Source organism: Rhodococcus sp. NPDC057297 (assembly GCF_042667435.1).
GTDB lineage: Bacteria > Actinomycetota > Actinomycetes > Mycobacteriales > Mycobacteriaceae > Rhodococcoides.
Genome location: NZ_JBHUZE010000003.1, coordinates 82,826 through 108,276 on the forward strand (window position 1 = coordinate 82,826; position 25,451 = coordinate 108,276).

Annotated in this window: 26 protein-coding genes; 13 read left to right on the forward strand and 13 right to left on the reverse strand. The window is 64.9% G+C overall.

Annotated elements, in window-relative coordinates; all coding sequences use genetic code 11:
- Positions 1-42: 42 nt before the first annotated feature.
- Genes ACFULT_RS10315 through ACFULT_RS10330 form a run of 4 tightly spaced genes read right to left on the reverse strand, consistent with a single transcriptional unit; the run spans position 43 to position 3,540 of the window.
- Positions 43-801 (reverse strand): enoyl-CoA hydratase-related protein, encoded by a 759-nt coding sequence (locus ACFULT_RS10315; RefSeq protein WP_378481406.1) that lies wholly within the window; start codon positions 799-801, stop codon positions 43-45.
- On the reverse strand, positions 798-1,649 hold the full coding sequence (locus ACFULT_RS10320) for a 3-hydroxyacyl-CoA dehydrogenase family protein (RefSeq protein ID WP_037108037.1): 852 nt from the start codon (positions 1,647-1,649) through the stop codon (positions 798-800). The genes ACFULT_RS10315 and ACFULT_RS10320 overlap by 4 nt, the downstream gene beginning before the upstream one ends.
- A complete protein-coding gene (locus ACFULT_RS10325; protein WP_378481407.1) occupies positions 1,646-2,365 on the reverse strand; it encodes an enoyl-CoA hydratase/isomerase family protein in 720 nt (239 codons plus the stop codon). Before ACFULT_RS10325 ends, ACFULT_RS10320 begins: the two co-directional genes overlap by 4 nt.
- The gene (locus tag ACFULT_RS10330) at positions 2,362-3,540 is read right to left on the reverse strand and encodes a thiolase family protein (protein ID WP_378481408.1); all 1,179 of its coding nucleotides are present in this window, start codon (positions 3,538-3,540) and stop codon (positions 2,362-2,364) included. Before ACFULT_RS10330 ends, ACFULT_RS10325 begins: the two co-directional genes overlap by 4 nt.
- Positions 3,541-3,651: 111 nt before the next feature.
- On the opposite strand from ACFULT_RS10330, the gene ACFULT_RS10335 reads away from it, so the two are divergent.
- The 5 genes from ACFULT_RS10335 (at position 3,652) to ACFULT_RS10355 (ending at position 8,190) form a co-directional block, all read left to right on the forward strand.
- Positions 3,652-4,269, forward strand: a complete 618-nt coding sequence (locus tag ACFULT_RS10335) for a TetR/AcrR family transcriptional regulator (RefSeq protein WP_037108723.1) — start codon at positions 3,652-3,654, stop codon at positions 4,267-4,269.
- A 75-nt stretch (positions 4,270-4,344) separates the two neighbouring features.
- Positions 4,345-6,372, forward strand: coding sequence for a phenylacetic acid degradation bifunctional protein PaaZ (gene paaZ / locus ACFULT_RS10340; RefSeq protein ID WP_378481409.1), 2,028 nt, complete (start codon positions 4,345-4,347; stop codon positions 6,370-6,372).
- The gene (locus tag ACFULT_RS10345; RefSeq protein WP_037108047.1) at positions 6,369-6,692 is read left to right on the forward strand and encodes an EthD family reductase; all 324 of its coding nucleotides are present in this window, start codon (positions 6,369-6,371) and stop codon (positions 6,690-6,692) included. The genes paaZ and ACFULT_RS10345 overlap by 4 nt, the downstream gene beginning before the upstream one ends.
- A 2-nt stretch (positions 6,693-6,694) precedes the next feature.
- Positions 6,695-7,090 (forward strand): hydroxyphenylacetyl-CoA thioesterase PaaI, encoded by a 396-nt coding sequence (gene paaI, locus ACFULT_RS10350; protein WP_037108049.1) that lies wholly within the window; start codon positions 6,695-6,697, stop codon positions 7,088-7,090.
- The gene (locus tag ACFULT_RS10355) at positions 7,087-8,190 is read left to right on the forward strand and encodes a PucR family transcriptional regulator (protein ID WP_378481410.1); all 1,104 of its coding nucleotides are present in this window, start codon (positions 7,087-7,089) and stop codon (positions 8,188-8,190) included. Before paaI ends, ACFULT_RS10355 begins: the two co-directional genes overlap by 4 nt.
- Here ACFULT_RS10355 and ACFULT_RS10360 read toward each other — a convergent pair.
- The gene (locus ACFULT_RS10360; protein WP_037108054.1) at positions 8,187-9,578 is read right to left on the reverse strand and encodes an FAD-binding oxidoreductase; all 1,392 of its coding nucleotides are present in this window, start codon (positions 9,576-9,578) and stop codon (positions 8,187-8,189) included. The two genes, ACFULT_RS10355 and ACFULT_RS10360, sit on opposite strands and share 4 nt — an antisense overlap.
- Before the next feature lie 363 nt (positions 9,579-9,941).
- Between ACFULT_RS10360 and ACFULT_RS10365 the strand changes: the two genes are divergently transcribed.
- Entirely contained in the window at positions 9,942-11,243 is a 1,302-nt protein-coding gene (locus ACFULT_RS10365) for an MFS transporter (protein WP_037108057.1), read from the forward strand.
- 77 nt (positions 11,244-11,320) lie between these two features.
- Here ACFULT_RS10365 and lpdA read toward each other — a convergent pair whose 3' ends face one another.
- The 4 genes from lpdA to ACFULT_RS10385 are packed head-to-tail and all read right to left on the reverse strand — an operon-like array spanning position 11,321 to position 15,999.
- The gene (gene lpdA / locus ACFULT_RS10370) at positions 11,321-12,682 is read right to left on the reverse strand and encodes a dihydrolipoyl dehydrogenase (protein ID WP_378481411.1); all 1,362 of its coding nucleotides are present in this window, start codon (positions 12,680-12,682) and stop codon (positions 11,321-11,323) included.
- Entirely contained in the window at positions 12,679-13,926 is a 1,248-nt protein-coding gene (locus ACFULT_RS10375; RefSeq protein ID WP_378481412.1) for a dihydrolipoamide acetyltransferase family protein, read from the reverse strand. The genes lpdA and ACFULT_RS10375 overlap by 4 nt, the downstream gene beginning before the upstream one ends.
- The gene (locus ACFULT_RS10380; RefSeq protein ID WP_378481413.1) at positions 13,923-14,927 is read right to left on the reverse strand and encodes an alpha-ketoacid dehydrogenase subunit beta; all 1,005 of its coding nucleotides are present in this window, start codon (positions 14,925-14,927) and stop codon (positions 13,923-13,925) included. Before ACFULT_RS10380 ends, ACFULT_RS10375 begins: the two co-directional genes overlap by 4 nt.
- 1 nt (position 14,928) lies before the next feature.
- Entirely contained in the window at positions 14,929-15,999 is a 1,071-nt protein-coding gene (locus tag ACFULT_RS10385) for a thiamine pyrophosphate-dependent dehydrogenase E1 component subunit alpha (RefSeq protein WP_052059217.1), read from the reverse strand.
- Between the two features lie 248 nt (positions 16,000-16,247).
- On the opposite strand from ACFULT_RS10385, the gene ACFULT_RS10390 reads away from it, so the two are divergent.
- Positions 16,248-16,712 carry an Lrp/AsnC family transcriptional regulator gene (locus ACFULT_RS10390; RefSeq protein WP_052059218.1) on the forward strand — a complete coding sequence of 155 codons (465 nt, stop codon included), beginning with the start codon at positions 16,248-16,250 and terminating at the stop codon, positions 16,710-16,712.
- A gap of 49 nt (positions 16,713-16,761) precedes the next feature.
- Here the strand turns inward: ACFULT_RS10390 and ACFULT_RS10395 are convergent, their stop codons facing one another.
- The gene (locus ACFULT_RS10395; protein WP_378481414.1) at positions 16,762-17,370 is read right to left on the reverse strand and encodes an N-acetyltransferase; all 609 of its coding nucleotides are present in this window, start codon (positions 17,368-17,370) and stop codon (positions 16,762-16,764) included.
- Positions 17,371-17,422: 52 nt separating this feature from the next.
- Between ACFULT_RS10395 and ACFULT_RS10400 the strand changes: the two genes are divergently transcribed.
- Positions 17,423-18,544, forward strand: coding sequence for a GAF domain-containing protein (locus ACFULT_RS10400; protein ID WP_378481415.1), 1,122 nt, complete (start codon positions 17,423-17,425; stop codon positions 18,542-18,544).
- Between the two features lie 64 nt (positions 18,545-18,608).
- On the forward strand, positions 18,609-19,136 hold the full coding sequence (locus ACFULT_RS10405) for a gamma carbonic anhydrase family protein (RefSeq protein WP_037108731.1): 528 nt from the start codon (positions 18,609-18,611) through the stop codon (positions 19,134-19,136).
- Here ACFULT_RS10405 and ACFULT_RS10410 read toward each other — a convergent pair.
- Positions 19,129-19,878: an IclR family transcriptional regulator gene (locus tag ACFULT_RS10410; RefSeq protein WP_037108072.1), complete on the reverse strand. Its 750-nt coding sequence runs from the start codon at positions 19,876-19,878 to the stop codon at positions 19,129-19,131. The two genes, ACFULT_RS10405 and ACFULT_RS10410, sit on opposite strands and share 8 nt — an antisense overlap.
- Positions 19,879-20,028: 150 nt before the next feature.
- Here ACFULT_RS10410 and ACFULT_RS10415 point away from each other — a divergent pair, with 150 nt between their 5' ends.
- Genes ACFULT_RS10415 through ACFULT_RS10430 form a run of 4 tightly spaced genes read left to right on the forward strand, consistent with a single transcriptional unit; the run spans position 20,029 to position 24,022 of the window.
- Positions 20,029-20,790 carry a CoA transferase subunit A gene (locus ACFULT_RS10415; RefSeq protein ID WP_176459991.1) on the forward strand — a complete coding sequence of 254 codons (762 nt, stop codon included), beginning with the start codon at positions 20,029-20,031 and terminating at the stop codon, positions 20,788-20,790.
- Positions 20,787-21,416, forward strand: a complete 630-nt coding sequence (locus ACFULT_RS10420) for a 3-oxoacid CoA-transferase subunit B (RefSeq protein ID WP_037108075.1) — start codon at positions 20,787-20,789, stop codon at positions 21,414-21,416. The genes ACFULT_RS10415 and ACFULT_RS10420 overlap by 4 nt, the downstream gene beginning before the upstream one ends.
- Positions 21,417-21,464: 48 nt before the next feature.
- Positions 21,465-22,340, forward strand: a complete 876-nt coding sequence (locus ACFULT_RS10425) for a dioxygenase (protein WP_094720418.1) — start codon at positions 21,465-21,467, stop codon at positions 22,338-22,340.
- Between the two features lie 20 nt (positions 22,341-22,360).
- Positions 22,361-24,022, forward strand: coding sequence for a dihydroxyacetone kinase family protein (locus tag ACFULT_RS10430; protein WP_378481416.1), 1,662 nt, complete (start codon positions 22,361-22,363; stop codon positions 24,020-24,022).
- A gap of 94 nt (positions 24,023-24,116) precedes the next feature.
- Here ACFULT_RS10430 and ACFULT_RS10435 read toward each other — a convergent pair whose 3' ends face one another.
- Together ACFULT_RS10435 and ACFULT_RS10440 are read right to left on the reverse strand one after the other, a co-directional pair.
- Entirely contained in the window at positions 24,117-24,602 is a 486-nt protein-coding gene (locus tag ACFULT_RS10435; RefSeq protein ID WP_037108082.1) for a GAF domain-containing protein, read from the reverse strand.
- 9 nt (positions 24,603-24,611) lie between these two features.
- Positions 24,612-25,274, reverse strand: a complete 663-nt coding sequence (locus tag ACFULT_RS10440; RefSeq protein ID WP_378481417.1) for a DUF998 domain-containing protein — start codon at positions 25,272-25,274, stop codon at positions 24,612-24,614.
- Positions 25,275-25,451 lie beyond the last annotated feature (177 nt).

Below are 25,451 nucleotides of genomic sequence, written 5' to 3' on the forward strand. Positions count from 1 at the left end.
AAGTGGCCTGGATTACAAGGCCCGCTCGGTCCGAAACCCGTATCAGCGGCCCTGAAACACCGGCTTCGCCTTGGCGAGGAACGCGTCCACAGCGGCCTTGTGGTCGACGGTCTGGCCGAGGGCGGTCTGCGCCCGAGCCTCGCGATCCAGGGCGTCGAACAGGCCGGAAGCAGAGGCACGCACGAGAGATTTCACGTGCCGATATGCCTCGGTGGGCCCTGTCGCCAGCCTGCCGGCGATCTGCGCGGCCGCGTCCCGCACCTCCTCGTCGGGAACCACGCGGTGCACCAGGCCCCAGTCGAGAGCCTGCTCGGCGGTGATCTTGTCACCGAGCAGCATCAACGCGCCGGCCCGTGAGCTGCCGAGCGACTCCACCAAGGAATAGCTGAGCCCGGAATCGCTGGCCAACCCGATTCCCGTGAAGGCGGTCGCGAACGACGATCCTGAGCCGGCAACTCGAACGTCCCCGGCCAACGCGATGCCGAGACCGGCGCCGACGCATGCTCCGGGGATGGCGACGACGACGGGAACGTCGAGACTCTTCAGCGACCTGATCAGAGGGTTGTAGTGAATTCCGACGGTGTCCATCGCGGTCTTGGGATCTGCCTGCAAGGCTTCGACGTGCTCAGCCAAGTCCTGGCCGACGCAGAAGTTCTTTCCCTCGGCGGTGACGAGCACGGCGCGAGCGCCCGCCACCCCGTCGACAGCCTGCTGGAACGCCACCTTGGTCTCGACGTTCAGCGAGGACCGCTCCAGGGTGATTGTCGCCAACCCGTCGGATATGTCCAGTCGTACGGTCATTTCTTCTCCCAGTCGTGGAATCCCTTACCTGACTTACGTCCGAGCTCACCACGCGCCACCTTGTCCCGCAGCAACCGAGGTGGAGTGAAACGGTCGCCCAGAGTCGACGCGAGGTGTTCGGCGATCGCCAGCCGGACGTCGAGGCCGACGAGGTCCGTCGAACGTAGCGGCCCCATCGGGTGCTTGTATCCGAGTTCCATTGCTCGGTCGATGGACTCGGCATCGGCGACGCCTTCCTCGAGCATGCGGATCGCTTCGAGTCCCAGGCACACTCCGAGCCGGGACGTCGCGAATCCGGGGGAGTCGTTGACGAGGACCTCGGTCTTGCCGAGCAACGACACCCATTCGCGGACGTGCTCCACGACGGCCGCCGACGTGGCCGGCGCTCGGACGATCTCCACCAACGTCGACGCCGGAACCGGATTGAAGAAGTGCATGCCGATGAATCGCGAAGGATCGCTCAGCGCAGCACCGAGCTCGGCGATCGAAATCGAGCTGGTGTTGGAGGCGATCACAGTGCTCGCCGACACCGTCTTGTCGATCAGCGCAAGTACCTCGACCTTGAGCGACGGGATTTCCGGTACGGCCTCGACGACGAGTTCGAGATCGGCGGGCAGATCGGTCGGGCCCGCGACGGTGGTGACACGCGCAAGGATCGCGGCGGGATCCTCGTCCAGCTTTCCGCGCTCGTGAGCCCGGGCCAACCCGGTCTCGACGCGGCCGAGCGCCGCTGCCTGGTCTGCCGCTTCGGCAATGGTCACGGCGGCGCCGAGAGCGGCGAAGACCTGGGCGATTCCCGCGCCCATCCTGCCACCACCGACTACACCGACGCTTACGGGAACTGTCATTTCTTCTCCAAAAATGCCGTCATGCGGCGTTGTTTGTCCTCGGTCTCGAACAGAACGGCTTGAGCGATGTCGTCGGCCCACGGGTGCGAACCGGGTGCATCGAGGATCGTCTTGGTCAGTTTCAGGGCCAATGGTGCTTGCTTAACGATGCGATCGGCGAGCGTGTGTGCCGAAGCCAGCGGATCGTCCACGATCTCCATCACCAACCCCGATTTCGACGCTGCGTCGGCGTCGAGCAAGCGGCCTCCCAGGAGGACCTGTTTGGCGACGGACACCCCCACCAACGTCGGCAGCCGGTAGCTCCCTCCCGCGGCCGCCATGATTCCGAGGCCCGGCTCGGGATTGCCGAAAACAGCCGTAGCGGAGGCGATTCTGATGTCGCAGGCATACGACAGTTCGGCGCCGCCGCCCAAGGCATAACCGCGGATGGCGGCGATCGTCGGCAGCGGAAGGGAAGCGATGCGGTCGAACAGGTTTCGGTTGATGCCGCGCAGAGCGTCGTCGCGCGTGCGTCGACGGAGCTGGTTGATGTCAGCGCCGCCGGCGAAGTGCTCACCGCGCCCGGTCAGGATCAGTACACGAGGATCCCGCTCGATCAGCGCGCACACGTCGTGCAGCTCCGAGATCATGTCGGAGTCGATCGCGTTGCGCTGCTTCTCTCGTGCCAGCGTGACGACGACGCGATCCGCACGTTCTTCGACGACGACGGTGTTCACGGCGCCTCGATCAACATCGACACACCCTGCCCGACGCCGACACACAGCGTCGCCAGTCCCCGCGACGCCTTCTCGCGTTCCATTCGGCCCAGGAGAGTCAACAGGATGCGCGCTCCCGATGCCCCGAGTGGATGTCCGAGTGCGATGGCACCGCCGTCGGCGTTGACGATCGTCTCGTCGAGCTTCAACTGCCGGATGACGCCGAGAGATTGCGCGGCGAAGGCCTCGTTGAGTTCGACGGCACCGAGGTCGTCGATCGACCACCCCGCACGTGCGAGTGCTTTGTGTGTCGAGGGCACGGGTCCGAGGCCCATGACGTGGGGTGCGACGCCTGCGCTCGCGCTGGTGACGATGCGGCCCCGCACTTCGAGGCCGTAGTTGTTCACTGCCTCTTCGGATGCGACGACCAGCGCTGTGGCGCCGTCGGTGAACGGCGACGAGGTTCCGGCGGTGACGATGCCGTCCTGCCGAAACACTGTCTTCAGTGCGCCGAGCTTGTCCAGAGTTGTTCGACGCCGTGGTGTTTCGTCCTCGGTGACGTCCCCGGTCTTCGCGGATACCGCCACGATCTCGTCGACGAATCGTCCCGCATCCTGCGCGGCGACAGCGCGCTTTTGGCTGCGGAAGGCGAAAGCGTCGGACTCCTCGCGGGTGATGCCCTCCTGGCGGGCCACCTCCTCCGCGGTCTCGCCCATGGACAACGTCGTCTTGTCGTCGAAGCGAGGATTCGTGAAACGCCACCCGAGGGCCGTGTCGAAGATCTGGCCGGGCTTGGCCCACGGCGTGCCGGGCTTGGCCATCACCCATGGGGCACGAGTCATCGATTCGACACCGCCCGCGACGATGACGTCTGCTTCTCCGCTGCGGATGGTGGACGCGGCACTCGCGACCGCGGTGAGCCCGCTCGCGCACAACCGGTTGACGGTGTAGCCGGGCACGGTGTTCGGCAGGCCCGCGAGAAGCACCGCCATGCGTGCGACGTCGCGGTTGTCCTCGCCGGCCTGGTTGGCTGCGCCGAGGATGACCTCGTCGATGCTGTCCGCGGGGACGCCCGCGCGGCGCACTGCCTCGGCGACGACGATCCCGGCGAGGTCGTCCGGACGGACCGTCGCGAGCGCACCCCCGTATCGACCATGCGGTGTACGTGCGCCCGCCACGAGAAATACTTCGCCCACTGTTCACTCCTTCTCCGGTTCCTCTTATTAATAACCGAACATTCGGTCGACACGCAAGGGTGGGAGGCCTCGGTGCTGTGAAATCGGGCAGCGCCTGGGAAGATGTCCGACATGACAACTGCACGGACTCCGCGCCGCACCGGTCTGCCGGGACGCCCGGGTTACGACCTCGACTCGTTGTTGGCCGTCGCAGTCAAGGTCTTCAACGACAAGGGGTACGACGGCACGTCGATGGAGGTCTTGGCCGGACGGCTCGGTATCACGAAGTCGTCCATCTATCACCACGTGTCCGGCAAGTCCGAGCTTCTCGAGCTGGCCCTGTCGCGTGCGCTCAACGCCCTGTTCGCCGTCACCACGGAGGAGCGGGCCACTACCGGTCGATACATCGATCGGCTCGAATACCTGGTCCGGCGTAGCGTCGAGATCCTCGTCGCCGAGTTGCCGTACGTCACGCTGTTGCTGCGGGTGCGCGGGAATACCGAGGTGGAGCGTCGTGCCCTGGCCAGGCGCCGCGAGTTCGACGCCTTCGTCAGTGGCCTCGTGGTCGCGGCCGCCGAGGAGGGGGACCTGCGTGCCGACATCGATCCCGCTCTGGTGTCGCGCTTGCTCTTCGGCACGGTCAACTCGCTGATCGAGTGGTACAAGCCCCGGACCGGCGGTTCCGCCGACGCCCTGGCCGACGCCGTCGTCGCCCTGACCTTCGACGGTTTGCGTCACCGCCCCGAGTGAGACGTTCCTTGACATCTCCGCACCGGAGCGCGATGGTAATTACCGACCGAACGTACGGTGAGACGGAGAGATGCTGTGAGCAGATTGTTGGAAAGCTACGCACAAGGTCGTTGGTTCGCCGCGAGTGACGAGGGCACTCCGCTGCTCAGCGCGATCGACGGAACCGAGGTCGCTCGTATTTCGTCCACCGGCCTCGATGTCGCCGGCATGGTGGACTACGCCCGCACGGTAGGTGGCCCGGCGCTCGCCGCGCTGACGTTCCACGAACGCGCCGGCCTGCTCAAACAGCTCGGTCTGACGTTGATGGCGGGCAAGGACGAGTTCTACGAGGTGTCGACCCTGACGGGCGCCACCCAGCGCGATTCCGGCGTCGACATCGACGGAGGATTCGGGACCGTGCTGAGTTACGCGAGCAAGGCTCGGCGTGAACTTCCCAACGACACCGTCTACCTCGACGGCGCCGTCGAGCAGCTCGGCAAGAAGGGCACGTTCCTCGGCCAGCACATCTACACGTCCCGTCGCGGCGTGGCCGTGCAGATCAACGCGTTCAACTTCCCGGTGTGGGGGTTCCTCGAGAAATTGGCGCCTGCGTTCATCGCGGGCGTGCCGTCCATCGTGAAGCCGGCGAGCCAGAGCGCCTATCTGACAGAACTCGTCTTCCGACGCATCATCGAGAGCGGAATTCTCCCCGAGGGATCCGTACAACTGCTGGCCGGCAGCGCCAGGGGGATCATCGATCACCTGGGCGGGCAGGATTCCGTCGCGTTCACCGGTTCTGCCGACACAGCGGCACAGCTGCGTGCGCACCCGAACGTTGTCGGCGAGGGTGTGCACTTCACCGCCGAAGCCGATTCGCTCAATGCGTCGATTCTCGGCACCGATGTGACGCAGCAGGATCCGGAATTCGACCTCTTCGTCAAGGGTGTCTTCACCGAGATGACGGTCAAGGCCGGACAGAAATGCACCGCCATTCGGCGCGTCCTGGTCCCACAGGCGCAGGTCGACCCGGTCATCGACGCGCTGGCGGCCAAGCTGGGGAAGGTCGTCGTCGGCGATCCCCGCGACGACGGCGTCACGATGGGTGCGCTCGCCAGCATCGATCAGCGCGACGAAGTCCTCAAATCGATTCGTGGCCTGACCAAATCGGCCTCGGTTGTCTTCGGTGACCCCGAGGCCGTCGACCCGCGCCCGGGCGCATTCATGGCGCCGGTCCTGTTGAAGGCCGCAGACGCGTCTGCACCCGAGCCGCACGAAATCGAAGCATTCGGCCCCGTGTCCACGGTGATCGGATACGACGACACCGCGGATCTCCTGGACCTCGTTGCCCGCGGCAAGGGCTCTCTCGTCGCCTCGCTCGTCACCAAGGATTCGGCGCTCGCCCGCGAGATCGTGCTGGGATCAGCGCCGTACCACGGTCGCATCCTGGTGCTCAACAGTGAAGACGCCCGAGAGTCCACCGGCCACGGATCCCCCCTGCCGGTTCTGGTGCACGGCGGACCTGGTCGAGCGGGTGGCGGTGAAGAACTCGGCGGCATGCGAGGCGTGCTGCATCACATGCAGCGCACAGCGATTCAGGGCACACCGGATGTGTTGACAGCCGTCGGCAACAAGTGGGTGGCTGGTTCGGCTCGGATCACCGGTGACATCCATCCCTTCCGCAAAGACCTCGGTGAGCTGCAGCTCGGCGACACCATTGTCGGAGGTCCTCGTCAGGTCACCCGCGCGGACATCGATCATTTCGCCGAGTTCACCGGCGACACGTTCTATGCCCACACCGATCCCGAAGCGGCAGCAGCCAATCCACTGTTCGGCGGCATCGTCGCGCACGGGTACCTCGTCGTCTCGCTGGCGGCCGGACTGTTCGTCGACCCCGCGCCCGGCCCCGTTCTCGCGAACTTCGGCGTCGACAACCTGCGCTTCCTGACACCGGTGAAAGCCGAGGACTCGCTCACCGTGACGCTCACGGCCAAACTGATAACACCTCGTCAGAGTGCGGACTACGGTGAAGTGCGTTGGGATGCAGTGGTAGTGAATCAGGAAGGTGACCCCGTCGCGACATACGACGTGCTCACACTCGTCGCGAAGCCGGAGGGAGACAAGTGACTGCCCGTGTAGTCGTGTGTTACGGCACACCAGAAGATCCGGCCGCATTCGACGAGCACTACACCTCGGTGCATGTCCCGCTTGCTGCCGCGGTGCCGGGATTGGTCGAATTCACCTACGGCAAAGCCAGTTCGATGGACGGATCCGAGCCGCCGTACTACATGATCGCGTACCTGGTCTTCGCGGACGAGGCGTCCCTGAAGGTCGGTCTGGGATCAGCCGAGATGAAGGCCGCAGGCAAGGACGTCCGCAACTTCGCCACCGGTGGAGCGACGATGTTCACGCAGGAGGACGTGCGGGTCTCATCGGTGGATCGGTAGTGATGGGACAGAACAGGATCGCTCACGAGATGTTCGCCGCCGACGCCGCATCCCGCAAACTCGGAATCGAGTTGCTCGAGCTGAGGGACGGCCACGCCAGGATGTCGATGGTCGTCACCGAGGACATGGTCAACGGTCACGCCATCACGCACGGAGGATACGTGTTCATCCTTGCCGACACGACATTCGCGATGGCGTGCAACAGTTACGACGATGCCGCAGTGGCGGCGCGTTGCGATATTCGCTATCTGCGGCCGACGAAGGCCGGAGACGTTCTCGTCGCCGACGCCGTCGAGCGTGCACGCTTCGGTAAGAACGGGATCTACGACGTCACCGTCACCAGCGGTGACCGAGTAGTTGCGGAGTTTCGAGGCGACAGTCGTATCGTGAGTCGGTGAACTCGGGCGATCTGTCGGCTCTCGCCGATGCGACCGCGGCCGCCACAGGCGGTGCGGTCGCAGTGATGGATCCGCACGGTTATGTCGTCGCATACTCGTCGTTACCGGGTCAACAGACAGACGAAGTGCGGCGTGACGGCATTCTCGGCAAACGCGTACCGGACAAGTACCTGGTGCATCACCAGGATCCCGCGTTTCGTGCCAGTTCTGCGGTGCATGTCGTCGATCTCGAGGGGACACTTCCGCGGCTGGCGGTGGCTGTGGGCGATACGTCCGGTCACCTCGGTTCCATCTGGGTGATCATGGCCAGGCAGTCGATCGACCCACCCGATCGCTCGGCTGTCGCGGCGATGGCGCGTGCCGCCGCCGCGGCGGCACCCCTGCTTCGTGCGCGTGTGTCGCCCCGGCGGGACGGTTCGGACGAAGTACGGAAACTTCTGACGGACGATACGTTGACGCCGTCGGACCGTGGGTTCGTCGTGGTCGCTGTGGAGAGCGCACACCATACGGTGGAGTCGCTGATCGGGTTGCTCGACCTGACGATGACTCGCGGTCCTCACTCGGGATGCGCGGTGATCGATGGGGTCGTCTATGTGCTGCGTACTGTCGACGGCCTGCACGCGTCCACCGAAGCCCTGGTCGCGGAGGCGGAGGAAGTGCGTCAGCGCGCGTGCGCCACTGTGGGGATCTCGATCGCGATGGGGATAAGCGACGTACGTTCGCGACCGGTCGACGCACGCGTCCGTGCGAGAAGAGTTCTGGACGTGGTTGCGGGAGAGGGCCGGACGGCGACCTTCGAGCAGGTCGAGGTGAAACTCTTACTGTCCGATGCACGATCGGCGCTGGTGAACGTACCTCTTGCCATTCCTGCCGTCGAGGAGATGCTCGTGCACGATTCGCGGGAGGGGACCGCCTACGGCGCGACTGTGCTCGCACTGCTGGAGAACGAGTCAAACGTGGCGGTGGCGTCGGCGTCGTTGTACTTGCACGCCAACACGTTTCGCTACCGAATTCGACGGACCAAGGAGCTGTTCGGTCTCGATCTCGACAACGCCGACACCCGACTTCTGGTGTGGATGGCGCTGCGATTCACCGGCTAGCGCGCCCTGAGAACCTTGCCTGGGTTGAGAAGATACTGCGGGTCGAGCAACTCCTTGATGCCACGCTGAAGAGTGGCCGCGACAGGATCGAGTTCTTTCTCGAGCAGATCGCGCTTGAGCAGTCCCACACCGTGCTCACCGGTGATGGTGCCACCGAGTCTCAGTGCGACGTCGGCGATTGCGTCGAACGCTCGGTTGGCCGCATCGAGAGAAGCCGGATCCTCGGGGTCGACGATGACCGTCGGGTGGAGGTTGCCGTCACCGGCATGCCCGACGACGCCGATGACGATCCCGATACGCTCGGCGATGCGCTCGGACTCGTCGATCATGGTCGCCAGCGCGGACAGTGGGACCGAGACGTCGTCGACGAGAGGGGCACCGAGGCTTTCCAGCGCCGGGTACGCGAGCCTGCGTGCCTGCACGAGTTGATCGGATTCGGCGGCGTTCTCGGCGACCACCACCTCGGATGCGCCCGCTGCGGTACAGATCGACGCGATGGCGTCCAACTGAGCCGACGCGCCGACGCCGGTGTCGGATTGAGCGATCAGTACAGCGGCTGCATCGGAGCCGAATCCCATCTTGGCGTAGGCGTCGATCGCCCGAATCGTGGTGCGGTCCAGGAGTTCGAAGAGACTCGGCGTGATCCCCTGCGCGAGGGTTCGTGCGACGGCCACACCTGCAGCTGCGGTCGAGGGGAACGTGGCGGCCATGGTCAGCGGAGCGGAGGCGGGAAAGTCGAGGCCGACGGTGGCTTCGGTGACGACGCCGAGTGTGCCCTCCGAACCGACGAACAGCTCGGCGAGTGACAATCCTGCGACGCCCTTGACTGTGCGCCTCCCGACGAACATCGCACGCCCGTCGGCGAGAACGACGCGGAGCCCCCTGACGAACCGAGCTGTCACACCGTACTTCACGCAGCACAAGCCGCCCGCGTTGGTTGCGATGTTTCCCCCGATCGTCGACGACTCCCAGCTCGACGGATCCGGCAGATAGGTCAGACCTTGTTCGGCTGCGGCAACCTTGAGCTGCTTGTTGGTCACCCCCGGCTGGACGACGGCCACCCGATTGGCGACGTCGAGTTCGACTATCGCGTTCATGCGCCTGGTGTTGAGGGCAATGCACCCCGGAGTTCCGTTCGCTGCCCCGGACAGGCCGGTCAGTGCGCCTTGGGGCACGACGGGCACGAGATGCTTCGCCGAGAATCGCATGATCGCTTGGACGTCCGCTTCGGAGCTCGGAAAAACCACTGCGAGAGGTGGAGTGGAATCGCAGAGAGCGGCAGCGTCGTGGGTGAAGCTACGGAGTATGTCGGGGTCGGTCACGACGGCACCGTCGCCGAGTACTGCGATCAACTCGTCCAGATCGAGAACAGAGTTCGGCGATGTCATGAGAATCGAGTATGGCCGGTCTCACAAGCGATGTCTGCGTCGAGAACTACGAAGAAGTCCGGGCCGATCCGTAGTTTCGAACGATTCATGGATGTGTGTTGCTGTTCTGCGTCGCCGCCACAACCGAGTTCTTTACAGTGCGATGACTGGATGCAGAAGTTTTCGTGGATGAGATCTTGACAACATCCCCGGCTCCAGTCATGGTATTACCGACCGAACGGACGGTGGTGTGGGTCCGTCGGACTCCGGCTGTCGATCTCGACCGCTGCGGTAGGACATCGGATCCGAGTCCGCCCTCCGAGAAGACTTCTGCCGCGACGAACCCCCGTCGCGGTGAGGAACCGAAACGAAACGAGACAGTCGATGGCAACACAGACCTCGTCGCGCACCGTGGCGACACGGGAACATCGTCGCGCTGCACTGGCGAGCATGGTCGGTACGACGGTGGAGTGGTACGACTTCTTCATCTACGCCCAGGCAGCGTCGTTGATCTTCGCCAGTTTGTTCTTTGCGCCCATGGGTTCGTCGGGACAGTTGGTGGCCTACGTGACCATCGGCATCAGTTTCGTCTTCCGGCCCCTCGGCGCCGTGGTGGCCGGTTACTTCGGCGACAAGATCGGCCGTAAGAAGGTCCTGATTCTGACGCTGACTCTCATGGGGGCCGCGACCGTCGGGATGGGTTTGTTGCCGACCTACGCGACGATCGGCATCTGGGCGCCGATCATTCTGATCGTTCTGCGGATCCTGCAGGGCTTCTCGACGGGTGGTGAGTGGGGCGGTGCGGCGTTGATGGCCGTCGAACACGCCCCCAAGGGGAAGCGCGGAATCTACGGCGCCGCGACACAGATGGGTGTTCCGCTGGGCATGCTCATCGCCGTCGGCACGTTGGCGCTGTGCACCGGTCTGCTGACCGAGGAGCAGTTCGAATCCTGGGGTTGGCGGATCCCGTTCCTCATCAGCTTCGTGTTGATCCTCGTCGGCTTCTACATTCGTCGCCGTGTCGAGGAAACTCCGGTGTTCAAGGAACTTTCGGAGCGCAAGGAGCGCAACCACACTCCGGTGCGGTCGCTGTGGAAGACCAACAAGAAGCAGGTCATGCTGGCCGCTCTGTCGTTCATCGGAACGAACGGCAACGGATACATCATCGTCGGCGGGTTCATCGTCGCTTACTCGACGCGCGAGCACGGACTTGCTCGCGTCGACGTACTGGTCGCGAGTCTCGTCAGCGCCATGGTGTGGGGACTGTTCACGCTCGTCGGTGCCTACGCCTCCGATCGAATGCCGCGGACCACGGTCATGAACATCGGAAACGCGGCCATGATGTTGTGTGCCGTTCCGTTCTTCCTCCTGGTCGACACCGGCGAGTTGAAGTGGGTCTATCTGGCGCTGGTTCTGTTCGCCGTCGGTCTCGGTCTGTCGTACGGCCCACAGCCGGCTCTGTACGCAGAAATGTTTCCCGCCGCAGTACGATTCAGCGGTGCGTCCATCGGTTACGCGATCGGCACCGTTCTGGGCGGCGCTTTCGTACCGACCATTTCCGAGGCGCTGTTCAAGGGAACAGGAACATCGATGTCGATCTCGATCTACCTGATGCTGTTGGCCGCGATCTCGTTCATCGCGACCTCTCGTATCAAGAACCGCCGCGATCAGGATCTGAACGTCTGACGCAGCGGAGAAGGCCCCCGAAGCAAGGAGCTTCGGGGGCCTCCGTCGTGGGGTTCGTCTGTCGTGGGGTCGGTTGCTCAGCTGTGTGCATGCAACGGCCGGCCGGACAATGCCATCATCGCCTCACCGAGAGCTTCGTTCTGAGTGGGGTGAGCATGAACGAACGCCCCCACCTCCGACGGCAGCGCCTCCCACGCCACGGCGAGTTGCGCCTCACCGATGAGCTCGCCCGCCCGATCCCCGACGATGTGCACGCCGACCACCGGTCCATCCTCCCGAGCGCGAATCACCTTGACTCCGCCTGCGGTGCCCAGGATCCGGCTCTTTCCGTTGCCGCCCAGGTCGTACACCGCTGAGGTTGCGGTACCGAACTCGTCGCGAGCGGCGTTCTCGGTCTTTCCGACCGATGCGACCTCGGGATGCGAGTACGTCACCCGCGGAACGATGTCGCCGTCGACTCGAACCGGTTCCATGCCGGCGACGTGCTCGGCGACGAACATCCCGTGCTGAAACCCACGGTGTGCCAATTGGTATCCGGGAACGATGTCGCCGACGGCGTAGACGCCCGGTACCGATGTCGTCAGATTGTCGTCGACAGTGACGAATCCCCGTTCGGTGGCGATGCCGATCTCGGCGAGACCGAGCCCATCGGTGCGCGGACCCCTTCCGACGGCGACGAGCACTACGTCGGCGTCGATGGTGTCGCCGCTGGAGAGCGTCACCGTCACGTCTTTCTCGGTCTCCTGCACTGCGTCGACCTTGGTGCCGACGCGAATGGCCATGCCGCGCTTCCTCAGAGCGCGCAGCATTTGTTTCGAGGACCACTCGTCCTCGCCGGGAAGGATGCGATCGAGCGCCTCCACCACGGTCACCTTCGATCCGAACGACGCCCAGATGCTGGCGAATTCGATTCCGATGACACCGCCGCCGAGGACGACCACGGATTCGGGCACCCGATCGAGGGTCAGTGCCTGCTCGCTCGTCATCACGCGGTCACCGACCTCGATGCCAGGGATGGTGCGTGAGTAGGAACCGGTGGCGAGCACAACCGACTTCCCCGTGATGCGACGCCCGTCGACCTCCACGGTGTTCTTGTCGACGAGACGTCCTCTACCGAAGACGATCTCGATGTTCGGGCGCTTCAGCAGCCCCTGCAGGCCGGTGTACAACGCTGCGACCACACTCTGCTGATACTTCACTGCAGCACCGGCGTCGACGCCTCCGAGAGAGGCCGTCACACCGACGTGCCCGGCACCGCGAACCGCATCCGCGATCTCGGCCGTGTGCAGTAAGGCTTTGGTAGGAATGCATCCGCGGTGCAGGCACGTTCCGCCGAGCTTGTCTTCCTCGATCAGGACGACGGACAGACCGAGTTGCTCGGCGCGGATGGCACACGAGTAACCGCCTGAGCCGCCGCCGAGGATCACGATGTCGGTCATCGCACTCCCGCCAGTGCCACCACGGGGTTCTCGATGTAGTCGGCGATCGTACGAAGAAACCCTCCCGCCACACCGCCGTCGCACACGCGGTGATCGAACGCGAGCGAAAGCTGAGCGACCTTGCGCGCTGTGACCACCCCATCGACGACCCAGGGGCGATCGATGATGCGCCCGATTCCCAGAATTGCAGCTTCGGGATGGTTGATGATCGCTGCGGAACCATCGACTCCGAAAACACCGTAGTTGTTGAGCGTGAACGTCCCACCCGACAGCCGTGCCGGCGGAATGGACCCCGTGCGTGCCATCTCCGTCGTCTCGGCGAGCCGCTCGGAGAGCTCGCGTAGATCAGCTCGGTTCGCCTGCGACAGAACGGGAACCATGAGTCCACGGTCGGTCTGAGCGGCAATGCCGAGGTGGACGTCCTCGTACCGATGAATTTCTTCCGCGGCCGTATCGACAGTGCTGTTGAGTTCCGGGTACTTCGACAACGCGATCACCGTCAGCTTGGCCAGCACTGCGAGCAGGGTCACCTTGACTCCGTCGACGGAGGCGTCGAGGTCCCGTCGGGCTTGCAGAAGCGCCGTGGCATCGACGTCGACCCATACGGTTGCCTCGGGAATTTCTGCCCGACTGCGCGAGAGCTTGTCGGCGATGACCTTGCGCATGCCCGTGATCGGGATGCGGGTGACCCCGCTCGCCGGTGACACGGACTTGACGTCGAGCGCACGCTCGACGTCGGCGCGGGTGATCACCCCGTGGCTACCTTCGGCGGGAATGGTGTCGAGTTCCAGTCCAGCGGACAACGCGAGTTGTCGGACTATCGGGGACAGGACCTTCGGGCCGGCCGACCGATGAGGTGCCGCCGTGGGGCGGGATGCGGGCTGCACTCGACGCCTGCGCCCGGTCGGACCGTGGCCCGTCCCGTAGCCGATCAGCACATTTCCCGAACCTGCGCGTTCCTCCTGGCGGTATTGCTCGTGGGCGGTGGACACGTCGGCCACGGTGCCGCCGCTGACGGTGATCAACGGCGTTCCCACCGCAAGCACATCACCTTCCGCGCCGTGCAGTTCGGCGACGACGCCTTCGAACGGGCACGGGACCTCGACCGAGGCCTTCGCGGTTTCGACCTCGACGACGACCTGGTCGATGGTCACGGTGTCACCCGGCTTCACTTTCCACTCGAGCACGACTGCGTCGGTGAGACCTTCGCCGAGGTCCGGGAGCATGAACACCTGTGCAGTCATACCGACACCGCCTTGCTCAGATCCGGGACGTCGTTCCACTGAAGACGGTCGATCGCGTCGAGCACCCGGTCGGCGGAGGGAAGGTGAAAGTGCTCCAATTTCGGTGCAGGATAGGGGATATCGAGGCCGCTGACACGAAGGACAGGTGCGTGCAGGTGGTGGAAGCACCGCTCGGACACGCGGGATGCGATTTCGGCACCGACGCCTGCGAATCCCTGTGCTTCCTGCACGACGACGCAGCGGCCGGTCTTGCGGACCGATGCCGCGACAGTCTGGTCGTCGAAAGGATTGAGCGAACGCAGGTCGACCACCTCGACGCTGCGGCCGTCCTCGGCGGAGAACTCGGCGGCCTCCATGGCCACCGACACCGTCGGCCCGTAGGCGAGCAAGGTGACATCGGTGCCCGGGCGACGAACCACGGCGGTGCCGATGGGTTCGGTCCGTGTCAATTCGATGTCGTCCTTGGAGAAGTACAGCCGCTTCGGCTCGAGGAAGATCACCGGATCCGGATCGGCGATGGCGTCGCGCATCAGCGAGTACGCGTCGGCGACGGTGGACGGCGAGACCACTTTCAGGCCAGGGGTGTGCGCGTAGTAGGCCTCTGACGAATCGCAGTGGTGTTCGACGCCACCGATACCTCCCGCGAACGGAATTCGGATCACCATCGGTGCCGTCAAGGAACCACGAGTGCGGTTCCGGAGTTTTGCGACGTGCGAGACGATCTGCTCGAAGGCCGGGTAGGCGAAGGCGTCGAACTGCATTTCGACGACGGGCTTGTAGCCGGACATCGCCATTCCGATCGCGAAGCCGACGATGCCCGACTCGGCGAGCGGGGTGTCGAAGCATCGGTCCTCGCCGAAGTCTCTTGTCAAGCCGTCGGTGACACGGAAGACGCCACCGAGGGTTCCAACGTCCTCGCCGAACACGACGACTTTCTCGTCCTCGGTGAGCGAGTCGCGCAGTGCTGCGTTGAGAGCTCCTGCCATGGTCAACGTGGGCATATCAGTTCTCCTGTGCTGCTGCGGTTTCGGCGGTCACCTGGTCGCGTTGCTCGATCAAGGACGGGGTGGGCACCGCGTAGACGAACTCGAACAGATCATGGGGATCGACATCCCGATCGGTGTTCATACCTGCGCGAAGTGCTGCGGCATCCGCGTCGGCGGACACAGTGATCTCCTCGCGCACCTCGTCGGTCAGGATCCCGGCCGCGCCGAGGTAGGCATCCAATCGCGTGAGCGGATCGCGAGCGAGCCATCCTTCGACTTCGTCGGCCTTGCGGTACCGAGTGGCGTCGTCCGCGTTGGTGTGCGCATCCATTCGGTAGGTGTGTGCCTCGACGACGACGGGCCCTTTGCCGGACCGAACATGTTCGACGGCTGCATCCATGACGGCCATCATCGCCACCGGGTCGTTGCCGTCGACCTGCTCGCTGCCGACGCCGTAGCCGACACCTTTGTGCGCCAACGACGGTGCCGCGCTCTGGCGTGCCAGTGGAACGCTGATCGCGAAGCCGTTGTTCTGCACCAGAAAGATGACCGGCGCCCGGAACACGGCAGCGAAGTTGAGTGCCTCGTGGAAGTCGCCTTCACTGGTCGCGCCGTCGCCACAGAACGCGAGGGCGACGGTGTCGCGTCCCTGCTTCGCCTCGGCGTACGCGAATCCGGTCGCGTGCAGCAATTGTGTTGCCAGCGGCGTGCATTGAGGCGCCACGCGGTACTGCGTCGGGTCGTAGCCACAATGCCAGTAACCGGCAAGCATCCCCAACAGTTCGACCTGGTCGACACCGCGCGCAGCCAGAGACATGGAGTCGCGGTACGTGGGGAACATCCAGTCCTGCTCGCCGAGACACATGGCGGCCGCGATCTGACATGCGTCCTGGCCTCGCGAGGACGGGTACACCGCAAGGCGGCCTTGCTTGGTCAATGCGGTTGCCTGCTGATCGAACCGACGTCCGTGCACCATGGACCGATACATGTCCAGAAGACGCGCGTTCGACGGCCGTGCATACCTGGCGGCGCTGTCGACGCTCGTACCGTCCGGAGCGAGGTATTGCACCGGATGGTCGGCAGGCATGAATTGCTGATAGGACGAAGCCGAAGCATCTGCCGGATGGGTCGACTGCGGTTGTGTTGACGGTTGTGTTGACGTCACGGGGGTTGTCACGGGCACCTCTTTCGAGCTCGACTTGTAAGGTGATTGTGGCCCTCGATGCTCAGTCTTTCGCTGGGCTGCCGCAGATCGGAGACATATGGTCGGCAGGCGGGCGAAATCTCGGCATAATGTCCAATCGACGTCGTGGTGGATCGAAGGATGGTGGACGGATGGCAGACGCTCGCGGACGGGTCGAATTGGACGATGTCGATCGCGGCATCCTGCGTGAACTGACAGCCGACAGCAGAATGTCGATGCGCGTCCTCGCGGACCGTGTCCATATCTCACGCGCGCACGCCTACACACGGGTCGAGCGACTGGTAAGCGCAGGCGTCGTGGAGCAGTTCACCGTTCGCGTGGATCCGACCGCGGCCGGCCTGGCCACGTCGGCGTTCATTGCACTGTCGATCCGCCAGGATTCATGGCGGAGCGTCGCGGCAGAGCTGAAGACGATGTCCTTCGTCGACCATTTCAGTCTTCTGGGTGGCGACTTCGACGTGCTGGTCCTCGTTCGGACACCGGACAACGAGACGCTCCGTCACGTGGTGCTGGAGGGTCTGCAAAGTCTCGACGGGGTTCGGTCGACGAGGACGTGGCTGATCTTCGACGAAGCTCGCGGTGGATTGCACGGTTAGCGGACACTCGCGTCGGCCGGCGTGGGCGTGACGAGTCCTCCGACTGTCGTCAGCTCCCAGCTGCTCGCCGCCACATCGAGGTCATCACCGCGCCCGACGCCAACGCGAACGTCCCCGTGACCTCGAACCCGAATTTCTCGTAGAAAGTGACGTTGTCGGTCGACGTGCAGACGAGAGAGGCGTCGGCGCCGCCCACGTCGCAGCGCGCGAGCCGGTCGTGCAGGAGCGTCGAGACGAAACCCCGGCCCCGAGCCGACTGGGTACTACCCAGATTCGCCAGATACCACGCTGGTTCGGAAGGGTGGTGGGCATCGAGCGTCGACCTGACTCGTACCGCTGCGCCGACGCGGGTCCGCAGTGCCGGAAGCAGCGACGGCAGCGCCCGCGCGGTGCGCAGCAGCGACGAGTGCTGACGACCGGGCGGATCCCACACCTCGACGGCAACGGCTGCCCCGTCCTCCTCGACGAACCGCACCCCGCCTCCGGCGATGTGAAAGTGCCGCAGTGACGCAGTGAAGTAGCCGGTCAGAGCCGCGTGCCGTCGCGCGCGGCCGGGCCAGATGGACGCCATCAGCGGATCGTCGCGGAAGGCGTCGGCCAGAACCGAGGCGCAGGTGGTGGCGTCGGCGATGGTTGCGGCGACGATTCGGCCAGTCAAGAGCCCCCCGGAGAAATCATTCGGAACAGTCGGTTCGCACTAGGGTGGCTGTGTGAATTCGAAACCGGATGCCGCGGCGCCGCAGCGCAACGTCGACGCGGGGGCACAGCCATGGATGCTGGTGGAGACGCTACATCAGGACAGGGCGACTCTGGTCTCCCTCGGCGGACGGCTACGCGAGATGTCGTCCCTGCCGCGCGCAGTCAGATCCATGGTCGGCGGACGATCCTCCGCACAGGTCTGGGCGGAGGTCGCTCGGTCGATCGACGTCGTCCGCGAACACGCAACCTCCCGCGACGTCACGATCCCGACCGGTAACGGACGCACCCGCGTCGTCCTGCATCCGGTTGTGGGTCCGTCAGGTGCCGTCCACGGCATCGCGTTGTGGGTCGGCGACGCAGATTCCGCCGTCCCCGAGCGACCCGACGACGCGCTCGCCGTGACCTTCGACTCCGAGCGGCGCGCGTTCGTCGTCGACGCAGACTGCCTCCGCGCGATCGCCGCGGACCTTCCCCCCGACATCCGAACCAGATTCACCTCACCCGAAGTGTTCCGAAAGATCGACGTCGACGACGCTGTCGGCGCCATCGGCGCGCTCCTGCAACCCTCTCCCGAGGACGGGGCCACGTGGACCGGCCTGGCCTCGACACCGCACCTTCCCGGCGTTTCCCGCCTCGGCATCGTGTTCACTGCCGTCGACGACGGATCGACGTGGAGAGGTGTGGTCCATGCCGTCGAATCCGAGTCGGTGGTGACGCCGAGGCTCGAGACGGCGGCGTTCGCGGCGTTGGGTCAGGTGTCTCCGCAGATGGCGCTGGTCCTGATGGACGTCACGCACAATCGGCTGATTCGGTGGCTGACCGATCCGGTGCCGGAGATTCAGTGGAAGGGCATCGTCGACGACAGGGATACTCCGCACCCGGACGACGTCACACGCATCTTCGCCGCCGCGTCGGGGATGTACGCGGGCACGGAAACCAGTACCTCCGTCGACGGCATCCGCCTCCGGCGCATCGGCGGCGGATGGACCGTCGTCGACGCGCGCGCCGCGCTGTTGCCGAGAGAGAAGGGTGGGCCGCGATTGATGCTGGTGCAGATGACCGTCGTCGGGCACACCGACGACCCCGATCCCGTCCCCGTCGACGACACCGGGCATCCCAGTCTGCTCGACTGAACCCGAGGGAATGGTCATGGTGCAGAGTGGTCGACACAACGGTGTACGAGAGAAGGATGTGACGATGGCAGGACAGCTGTGGGCACTCGACGGGGGAAGCCCGGACATCGACCAGGAAGCGTGGATCGCGCCGACGGCTACCGTGGTAGGCCGCGTGAAGGTCGGCCCGACGTCGGGAATCTGGTACGGCGCGGTACTGCGCGCCGAATTCGAGGACATCACCATCGGCGCGGGCAGCAACCTGCAGGACGGCGTCGCCGCGCACGTCGACCCCGGCTTTCCCCTCACGGTCGGTGAGAACGTCAGCGTCGGACACAACGCGGTGCTCCACGGATGCACCATCGGCGACGGCAGCCTCGTCGGAATGGGTGCGATCGTCATGAACGGCGCCGTCATCGGCGAAGGCAGCCTGGTGGCAGCCGGTGCGCTGGTGCTCGAAGGAACTCAGGTTCCGCCGCGTTCGCTCGTCGCAGGCGTCCCGGCGAAAATCCGGCGCGAACTTTCCGACGACGAAGTCAACCACAACGGACTCAACGCCGCCGTCTACCGCGAATTACTGAAACAGCACCGCGCAGCCCGTCCACTCACCTGAGGCGCCCGGTCAGTGCGTGGGCATGTTCCAGCAGGAGGGTGCCCAGTTCGTGGTGCCGATCCGCGCGAAAGCGGGTCTCGACTCCGGTGAGACTCAGGGCCCATGCGGGCTTTCCCGATCGGTCGAACACCGCGGCACCGATGCCCCAGCTGCCTTCGACGAGCAGCGCGGGGTTGACTGCATAACCCGTCGTTCGTGTCGCGACGATTCGCCGCCGGATTTCGGTGGTCGCGTGTTGCGGGCCCCACGTCGGCTCCAGGTCGGCGCCGGCCAGGTACTGATCGATCTCTCGATCCGGTAGATGCGACAGGATCACCAGGCCCGCCGACGCCACTCCGAGCGGCAGCCGAATCCCCTCGTACAACACGTGTGACCGCAGGGGAAAGCTACCGTCCTCGCGCAGAAGGCAGACCGTCTCGTCTCCACGCCGAGCAGACAGGAATGCACTCTCACCGCTGGCCGCAGCCAGAGCATGAACGACGCCGCGCGCTGGGTCGGTGATGTCGTATCTGCTCGCGGCCGCAGCGCCGAGGAGGTACATCTCTGGTCCGAGGGTCCACGAACCGGTGGCGGAGTCGCGGTCGAGAAACCCCTCGTGGGCGAGCGAGGTGAGCAACCTGTGCGCAGTCGGTCGGGCGAGGTCGGTCGCGCGTGCCAGTTCCGTGGTCGACGCCCCAGTCGGTTCCGCAGCGCCGGCGGCTCTGAGAAGCGCAGCCGAGCGAGCGACGACGTTGGGTTGCATAGGGGCAACTCTACCCGGGCGTTCGCTCAGTGAACGCAAACAGCAGCGTTTTTCGCTGAACGAGCAGTGTTTGCCGACTTCTATGCAGAATCACCACGTCAGGGTCTACTGGAGGTGCGTTTACTGAATGAACACGTGAGGAGTTTGTCCATGGCAGGGAAGGTGTATCGGTCGGCCGCGGCTGCCGTGGCCGACATCGGCACAGGCGCGCGGATCGCGGTCGGAGGATTCGGCTTGTGCGGCATCCCGGACGCTCTGATCGAAGCGATCGCCGAGACGGACGCCTCGGAGCTCGAGGTCTTCTCCAACAACTGCGGCGTCGACGATCACGGCCTGGGAATTCTGTTGTCGAAGGGGCGCATCGCCCGGGTGACTGCGTCGTATGTCGGCGAGAACAAGGAGTTCGCGCGGCAGTACCTCGCGGGTGAGCTCGAAGTCGAACTGACTCCCCAGGGCACTCTTGCGGAGCGGCTGCGCGCCGGAGGCACGGGTATCCCGGCATTCTTCACACCTGCGGGCGTCGGAACCCCCATCGCCGATGGCGGTATGCCGTGGCGCTACGACGCGGACGGCGGTATTGCCGTGGCGTCGACACCGAAGGAAACCAGGGTGTTCGGGAACAAGCGTTACGTTCTCGAAGAGGCCATCGATGCGGACTACGCACTCGTGCACGCCGAGATCGGCGACACCGAAGGCAATCTCGTGTTCGACAAGACGGCCATGAACTTCAACCCGCTCGCCGCGATGGCGGGAAAGATCACCATCGCCCAGGTGGAGACACTCGTCGAACCCGGTGACATCGACCCGGGCGCAGTACATCTGCCCGGCGTGTTCGTCCAGCGCATCGTCCACACGGGACCGCAGAACAAACGCATCGAGAAGCGCACCGTCAGTGCAGGAGGACAGGCATGAGCTGGACACGGAATCAGATGGCCGAACGCGCGGCAGCAGAGATGGTCGACGGCGAATACGTCAACCTCGGAATCGGCCTGCCCACCTTGATTCCCGCGTACCTGACCGACGGAGTCAAGGTGGTCCTGCACTCGGAGAACGGCATTCTCGGCACCGGCCCCTACCCGACCGAGGAGAACATCGACGCCAACCTCATCAATGCGGGCAAGGAGACCGTGACGGTCAACCCTGGTGCCGCATACTTCGATTCGTCGTTGTCCTTCGGCATGATCCGCGGCGGTCACATCGATACAGCCGTTCTCGGGGGCATGCAGGTTTCCCGCACCGGCGATCTCGCCAACTGGATGGTGCCCGGAAAAATGGTCAAGGGTATGGGCGGCGCCATGGACCTGGTGCACGGTGCGCGCCGGGTCATCGTCGTGATGGAACACACCGACCGCGAGGGCAACCCCAAGATTGTCGACACCTGCACTCTCCCGCTGACCGGGCAAGCCGTCGTGAACCGCATCATCACCGACCTCGCAGTCCTCGACGTCGTGGGCGACGGAACACTGTCTCTCGTCGAGTTGGCGCCCGACGTCACGCGTACTCAGGTGGAGGACGCCACGGGAGTGCCGCTCGCATGATGTCGTGCTAAGGTTGAACCTTCAACCTAAGTAGTCGAAGGAAAGCCCATGACGTCTGTGATGAATCCGCCGGTCGCCGGCGGCGCGTTCGATGCGTTTTTCGCCGACGCGGCCCCTGCGAGTCGCGGCCAGAAGCTGTGGACAGCCGCCGACGGACCGCTGCCCGCCCTGTACATCAGCCACGGTGCACCGCCGGTGTTCGACGACCCGCTGTGGATCGACCAGCTCTTCACCTGGTCGCAGTCCATGCCGAAACCCAGGGCCATTCTCATCGTCAGCGCGCACTGGGAAGAGGCGCCGCTGAGCCTGTCCGCCATCGACGCACCGCTGGTGTACGACTTCGGGGGATTCGCGGAGCGGTACTTCTCGATGACCTACGCAACGCCCGACGCCACCGCGCTGGCCGACCGAGTGGCCGCGATGATTCCGGCCTCGGCCAACCTGCATCGGCATTCGTCGCGCGGACTCGACCACGGTGCGTGGGTTCCACTGAAGGTCATGTACCCGTACGGCGACGTGCCGGTCCTCCAGCTGAGCCTGCCCACGGATTCACCCGACGCCCTGCTGGACATCGGGCGACGGCTGAAAGCGCTTCGCGCAGAAGGCGTACTCGTGGTCGGCTCCGGATTCATGACCCACGGGTTGCCGTTCCTCTCTCGCGAGAACTTCTTCACCAACACCGTTCCGACCTGGTCACGTGACTTCGATCAGTGGTCGGCCGAAGCGCTGGGCAGAGGTGACGTCGATGCGTTGGCGAACTTCCGTACCCGCGCGCCAGGAATGCCGTACGCGCACCCCACCGTCGAGCACTTCACTCCGCTCTTCGTCACGCTCGGAGCGGCATCGGACCCGGAAGCGCCTGTGCACACCGAGATCACCGGTTTCCAATTCGGTTTGGCGAAGCGCTCCTTCGCGGTCTCCTGACGGATCGTTAGGGTGGAGGAATGTTCGTCAACTCCGCCCGAACGTTCGTCGCCGACGCCATCCGAGGGCTCGTCGCTTCCACCGCAGACATCTCCTGGCATCCCGATCCAGGCTTCCTGACCCGCGAAGAACCACTCGCAGCGGGACAGGTCGCCCTCCTGTCCGGTGGCGGTAGCGGCCACGAACCGATGCACGCCGGATTCATCGGAGCCGGCATGCTCACCGGTGTCTGCCCCGGCTTGGTGTTCACCTCACCCAACGCACTCCAAGTGCACGAGGCATCGAAGGCCGTGAGCGTCGGAGGCGGCGTGGTGCACATCGTCAAGAACTACACCGGCGACGTCATGAACTTCTCGATCGCCCGAGAGCTGTTGCGCGAGGACGACATCGAATCCGACTACGTACTGATCGACGACGATGTCGCGACCGAGAGGGCCGATGGCGACGGTCCGGGCAGACGCGGAACCGCAGCGACGGTGATCGTGGAGAAGATCTGCGGCGCGGCGGCGGAACGCGGAGACGCCCTCGCTGACGTCGTGGCACTCGGACGCCGAGTCGCGGCCAATTCACGAAGCATGGCGGTGGCGCTTCGGGCGTGCACAGCGCCCGGCTCGAACGAACCCTCCTTCGACCTGCCCGACGGCAAAATCGAACTCGGCATCGGAATCCACGGCGAACGGGGCACCTCACGCGTACCCGACATGCCTGCTCAGGACATCGTTGCTGCCTTGACGCAACCGGTGATCGATTCGTTGGGCTTGGAACGCGGCGAATCCGTCATCGCCTTCGTCAACGGGCTCGGGGCAACCCACCCGATGGAGCTGCACCTTCTCTACGGCGAACTGGCGGAGTACCTGTCCGACAAAGGAATCAAGGTGGCGCGTCCACTCGTCGGTAGCCTGGTCACCGCCTTGAACATGGCCGGCGCATCGATCACGCTCGTCCGCGTCGACGACTCCGTTCTCGAACTTTTCGACGCCCCGACCGACGCCCCGGCATGGCCCACTCCGGTGCAGAACACAGTGCTGGGGGAGCGAACGGGATTCGGCCCGACCTTCACCCCGAGCGAAAACGATTCGCCGCGAAGCGAGTGGGTGTCGGACTGGATGGCGTCCTGGGTGCAGCGAGTGCTCACCGAAGAACCCGCACTGACCGATCTCGACCGCCGCGCGGGTGACGGAGACTTCGGGACCAACATGGTGTCCGCGCTCGAACAGGTGGATCTGGCGCAGATCCGCGAAACCTATTCTGCGCAGACAATCTTCGAAGCCGTGTCCGCTGCTTACCTCGGCCACGCGGGCGGTACCTCCGGAGCGCTGTTCGGTATCTGGTTCCGTCAGTTCTACCTGGCACTGCACGCGGAAGACCTCGCCGCGATCACCACCGCCGCACGCAGCGGACTGGAGAGAATCACCGAACTCGGGGGCGCCCGTGTCGGCGACAAGACGATGGTCGATGCCATCGCCCCCGCAGTCGACGCCCTCGACAATGCGACGGAATTGCGCGCCGGTCTGACCGACGCAGCTCGCGCGGCGGCCGATGGCGCGCAGTCGACCGAGGACTTCACCGCCAACAGGGGGCGAGCGTCCTACGTGGGTGACGCCGCCCGAGGCGTCGTAGACCCGGGTGCGCTGGTCATTGCGTGGTTCTTCGAAGCGGCCGCGGACGCTGTTCGGGCGTAGCGATTGGGTGTAGCGATTGGGTGTGGCGTAGCAGTTGCGCATTCCACAGGCGGGATCCCGCCCGTCAGAGGCGCGATTGTCACACCACGCCCGGTCAGGCGAGGGATCCGACGAAGACCGCGGCGATCTGTTCGAGACCGGCCTGGTCGTCGGCGTCGAAGCGGGCGAGCAGGGGACTGTCCAGGTCGAACACTCCGACGAGTGTGTCCCCGTCGTACAGCGGCACCACCAGTTCGGATCGGGTGGCACCGTCGCACGCGATGTGACCGGGGAAAGCGTGGACATCCTCGACACGCTGGGTCTGTCGCGAGGACGCCGCAGTACCGCACACTCCCTTGCCGAGCGCGATCCGCACACATGCAGGCAGACCCTGGAACGGTCCGACGACCAGCTCTGTGCCGTCGAACAGATAGAACCCGACCCAGTTGACGTCCGGGATGGAGTTGAAAACCAGGGCTGAAATGTTGGCGGCGTTGGCAATCCGATTCGACTCGCCGTCGACCAGTGCGCGCGCCTGCTGCGTCAGCTGTGCGTACTGCTCGGATTTCGTACCCTCGAGTGCGGTTGCGGTGAACGACATGGCCCGATTCTAGGTTTCGACGCCCCGGAGCTTCGCGCGGAGTGCGAAACCGAGCGCAACCAGGTAGAGCGACATACCGGTTACCTGCAGCCGCTGGGCGATACCGAGGCCGTACGAGCCCGGAAGATTGTCGGCGATCATCAACCACGCTGTCGCGAGCGACGTCACGATCAGCAAGACGAGTCCAACCGTGCGCAGCAGCGGAAGAGTGCGGTACCGGAACGCTGCAACAGTGAACGCAACCATGGCAGTGAACACCGCGAACACTGCAACGGTGCTCGTCAACGCGTGGACGTGATGCAACTGAGGAAACAATCCACTCGGTTCCACCGGGCAGGACGGATCGTTCTCCGCAACACACTCGATCGGCAACTGTGAATCGGCAATCGTCGCTGCACCGAAAACGACCAGCGCACTCCACCCGACATTCGTCAACCGACGACGCGGCAACGTCAACCCCGCCGCACCCGCCACGATCAGCAGAACCCCGGTAACCAGATCCGCCGTGCTGAAGAAATGTCGATACGGCTGATCAGCCGCATCGAGTTCACTGAGAAACGAATGCGCAGGGTCCAAGCCCGTATCGAGAAAGAACTCCGCCACCCACGCCGAATACAACACCCCCGCCAGCACCAGTAACACCGTCAGCGCAGCGATCCTTCGTCGTTCCACTCGATCGACAGTAGTTCCAGGCTCACCCGTTGTGGTGGGTGCACCTTTTCCCGGACCGAACGTGGGGGGGGGGGGGGGCCCACGGGGCCCGCCCCCCCCGGCCGCCCCCCCGGGGCCCCGCCGGGCGGCCGGGGCAAACGCGCCCCCCCCCCCCCCCCCCCCCCCCACCAACCAAAA

Coding starts and splice junctions, on each gene's coding strand:
- ACFULT_RS10390 (WP_052059218.1), top strand. CDS start 16,248: ATGGCAGACGCTCGCGGACGGGTCGAATTGGACGATGTCGATCGCGGC.
- ACFULT_RS10360 (WP_037108054.1), bottom strand. CDS start 9,578: ATGACATCGCCGAACTCTGTTCTCGATCTGGACGAGTTGATCGCAGTA.
- lpdA (WP_378481411.1), bottom strand. CDS start 12,682: ATGACCGACATCGTGATCCTCGGCGGCGGCTCAGGCGGTTACTCGTGT.
- ACFULT_RS10385 (WP_052059217.1), bottom strand. CDS start 15,999: ATGCCTGCCGACCATCCGGTGCAATACCTCGCTCCGGACGGTACGAGC.
- ACFULT_RS10365 (WP_037108057.1), top strand. CDS start 9,942: ATGGCAACACAGACCTCGTCGCGCACCGTGGCGACACGGGAACATCGT.
- ACFULT_RS10335 (WP_037108723.1), top strand. CDS start 3,652: ATGACAACTGCACGGACTCCGCGCCGCACCGGTCTGCCGGGACGCCCG.
- ACFULT_RS10380 (WP_378481413.1), bottom strand. CDS start 14,927: ATGCCCACGTTGACCATGGCAGGAGCTCTCAACGCAGCACTGCGCGAC.
- ACFULT_RS10405 (WP_037108731.1), top strand. CDS start 18,609: ATGGCAGGACAGCTGTGGGCACTCGACGGGGGAAGCCCGGACATCGAC.
- ACFULT_RS10430 (WP_378481416.1), top strand. CDS start 22,361: ATGTTCGTCAACTCCGCCCGAACGTTCGTCGCCGACGCCATCCGAGGG.
- ACFULT_RS10410 (WP_037108072.1), bottom strand. CDS start 19,878: ATGCAACCCAACGTCGTCGCTCGCTCGGCTGCGCTTCTCAGAGCCGCC.
- ACFULT_RS10315 (WP_378481406.1), bottom strand. CDS start 801: ATGACCGTACGACTGGACATATCCGACGGGTTGGCGACAATCACCCTG.
- ACFULT_RS10415 (WP_176459991.1), top strand. CDS start 20,029: ATGGCAGGGAAGGTGTATCGGTCGGCCGCGGCTGCCGTGGCCGACATC.
- ACFULT_RS10420 (WP_037108075.1), top strand. CDS start 20,787: ATGAGCTGGACACGGAATCAGATGGCCGAACGCGCGGCAGCAGAGATG.
- ACFULT_RS10320 (WP_037108037.1), bottom strand. CDS start 1,649: ATGACAGTTCCCGTAAGCGTCGGTGTAGTCGGTGGTGGCAGGATGGGC.
- ACFULT_RS10425 (WP_094720418.1), top strand. CDS start 21,465: ATGACGTCTGTGATGAATCCGCCGGTCGCCGGCGGCGCGTTCGATGCG.
- paaI (WP_037108049.1), top strand. CDS start 6,695: ATGGGACAGAACAGGATCGCTCACGAGATGTTCGCCGCCGACGCCGCA.
- ACFULT_RS10435 (WP_037108082.1), bottom strand. CDS start 24,602: ATGTCGTTCACCGCAACCGCACTCGAGGGTACGAAATCCGAGCAGTAC.
- ACFULT_RS10375 (WP_378481412.1), bottom strand. CDS start 13,926: ATGACTGCACAGGTGTTCATGCTCCCGGACCTCGGCGAAGGTCTCACC.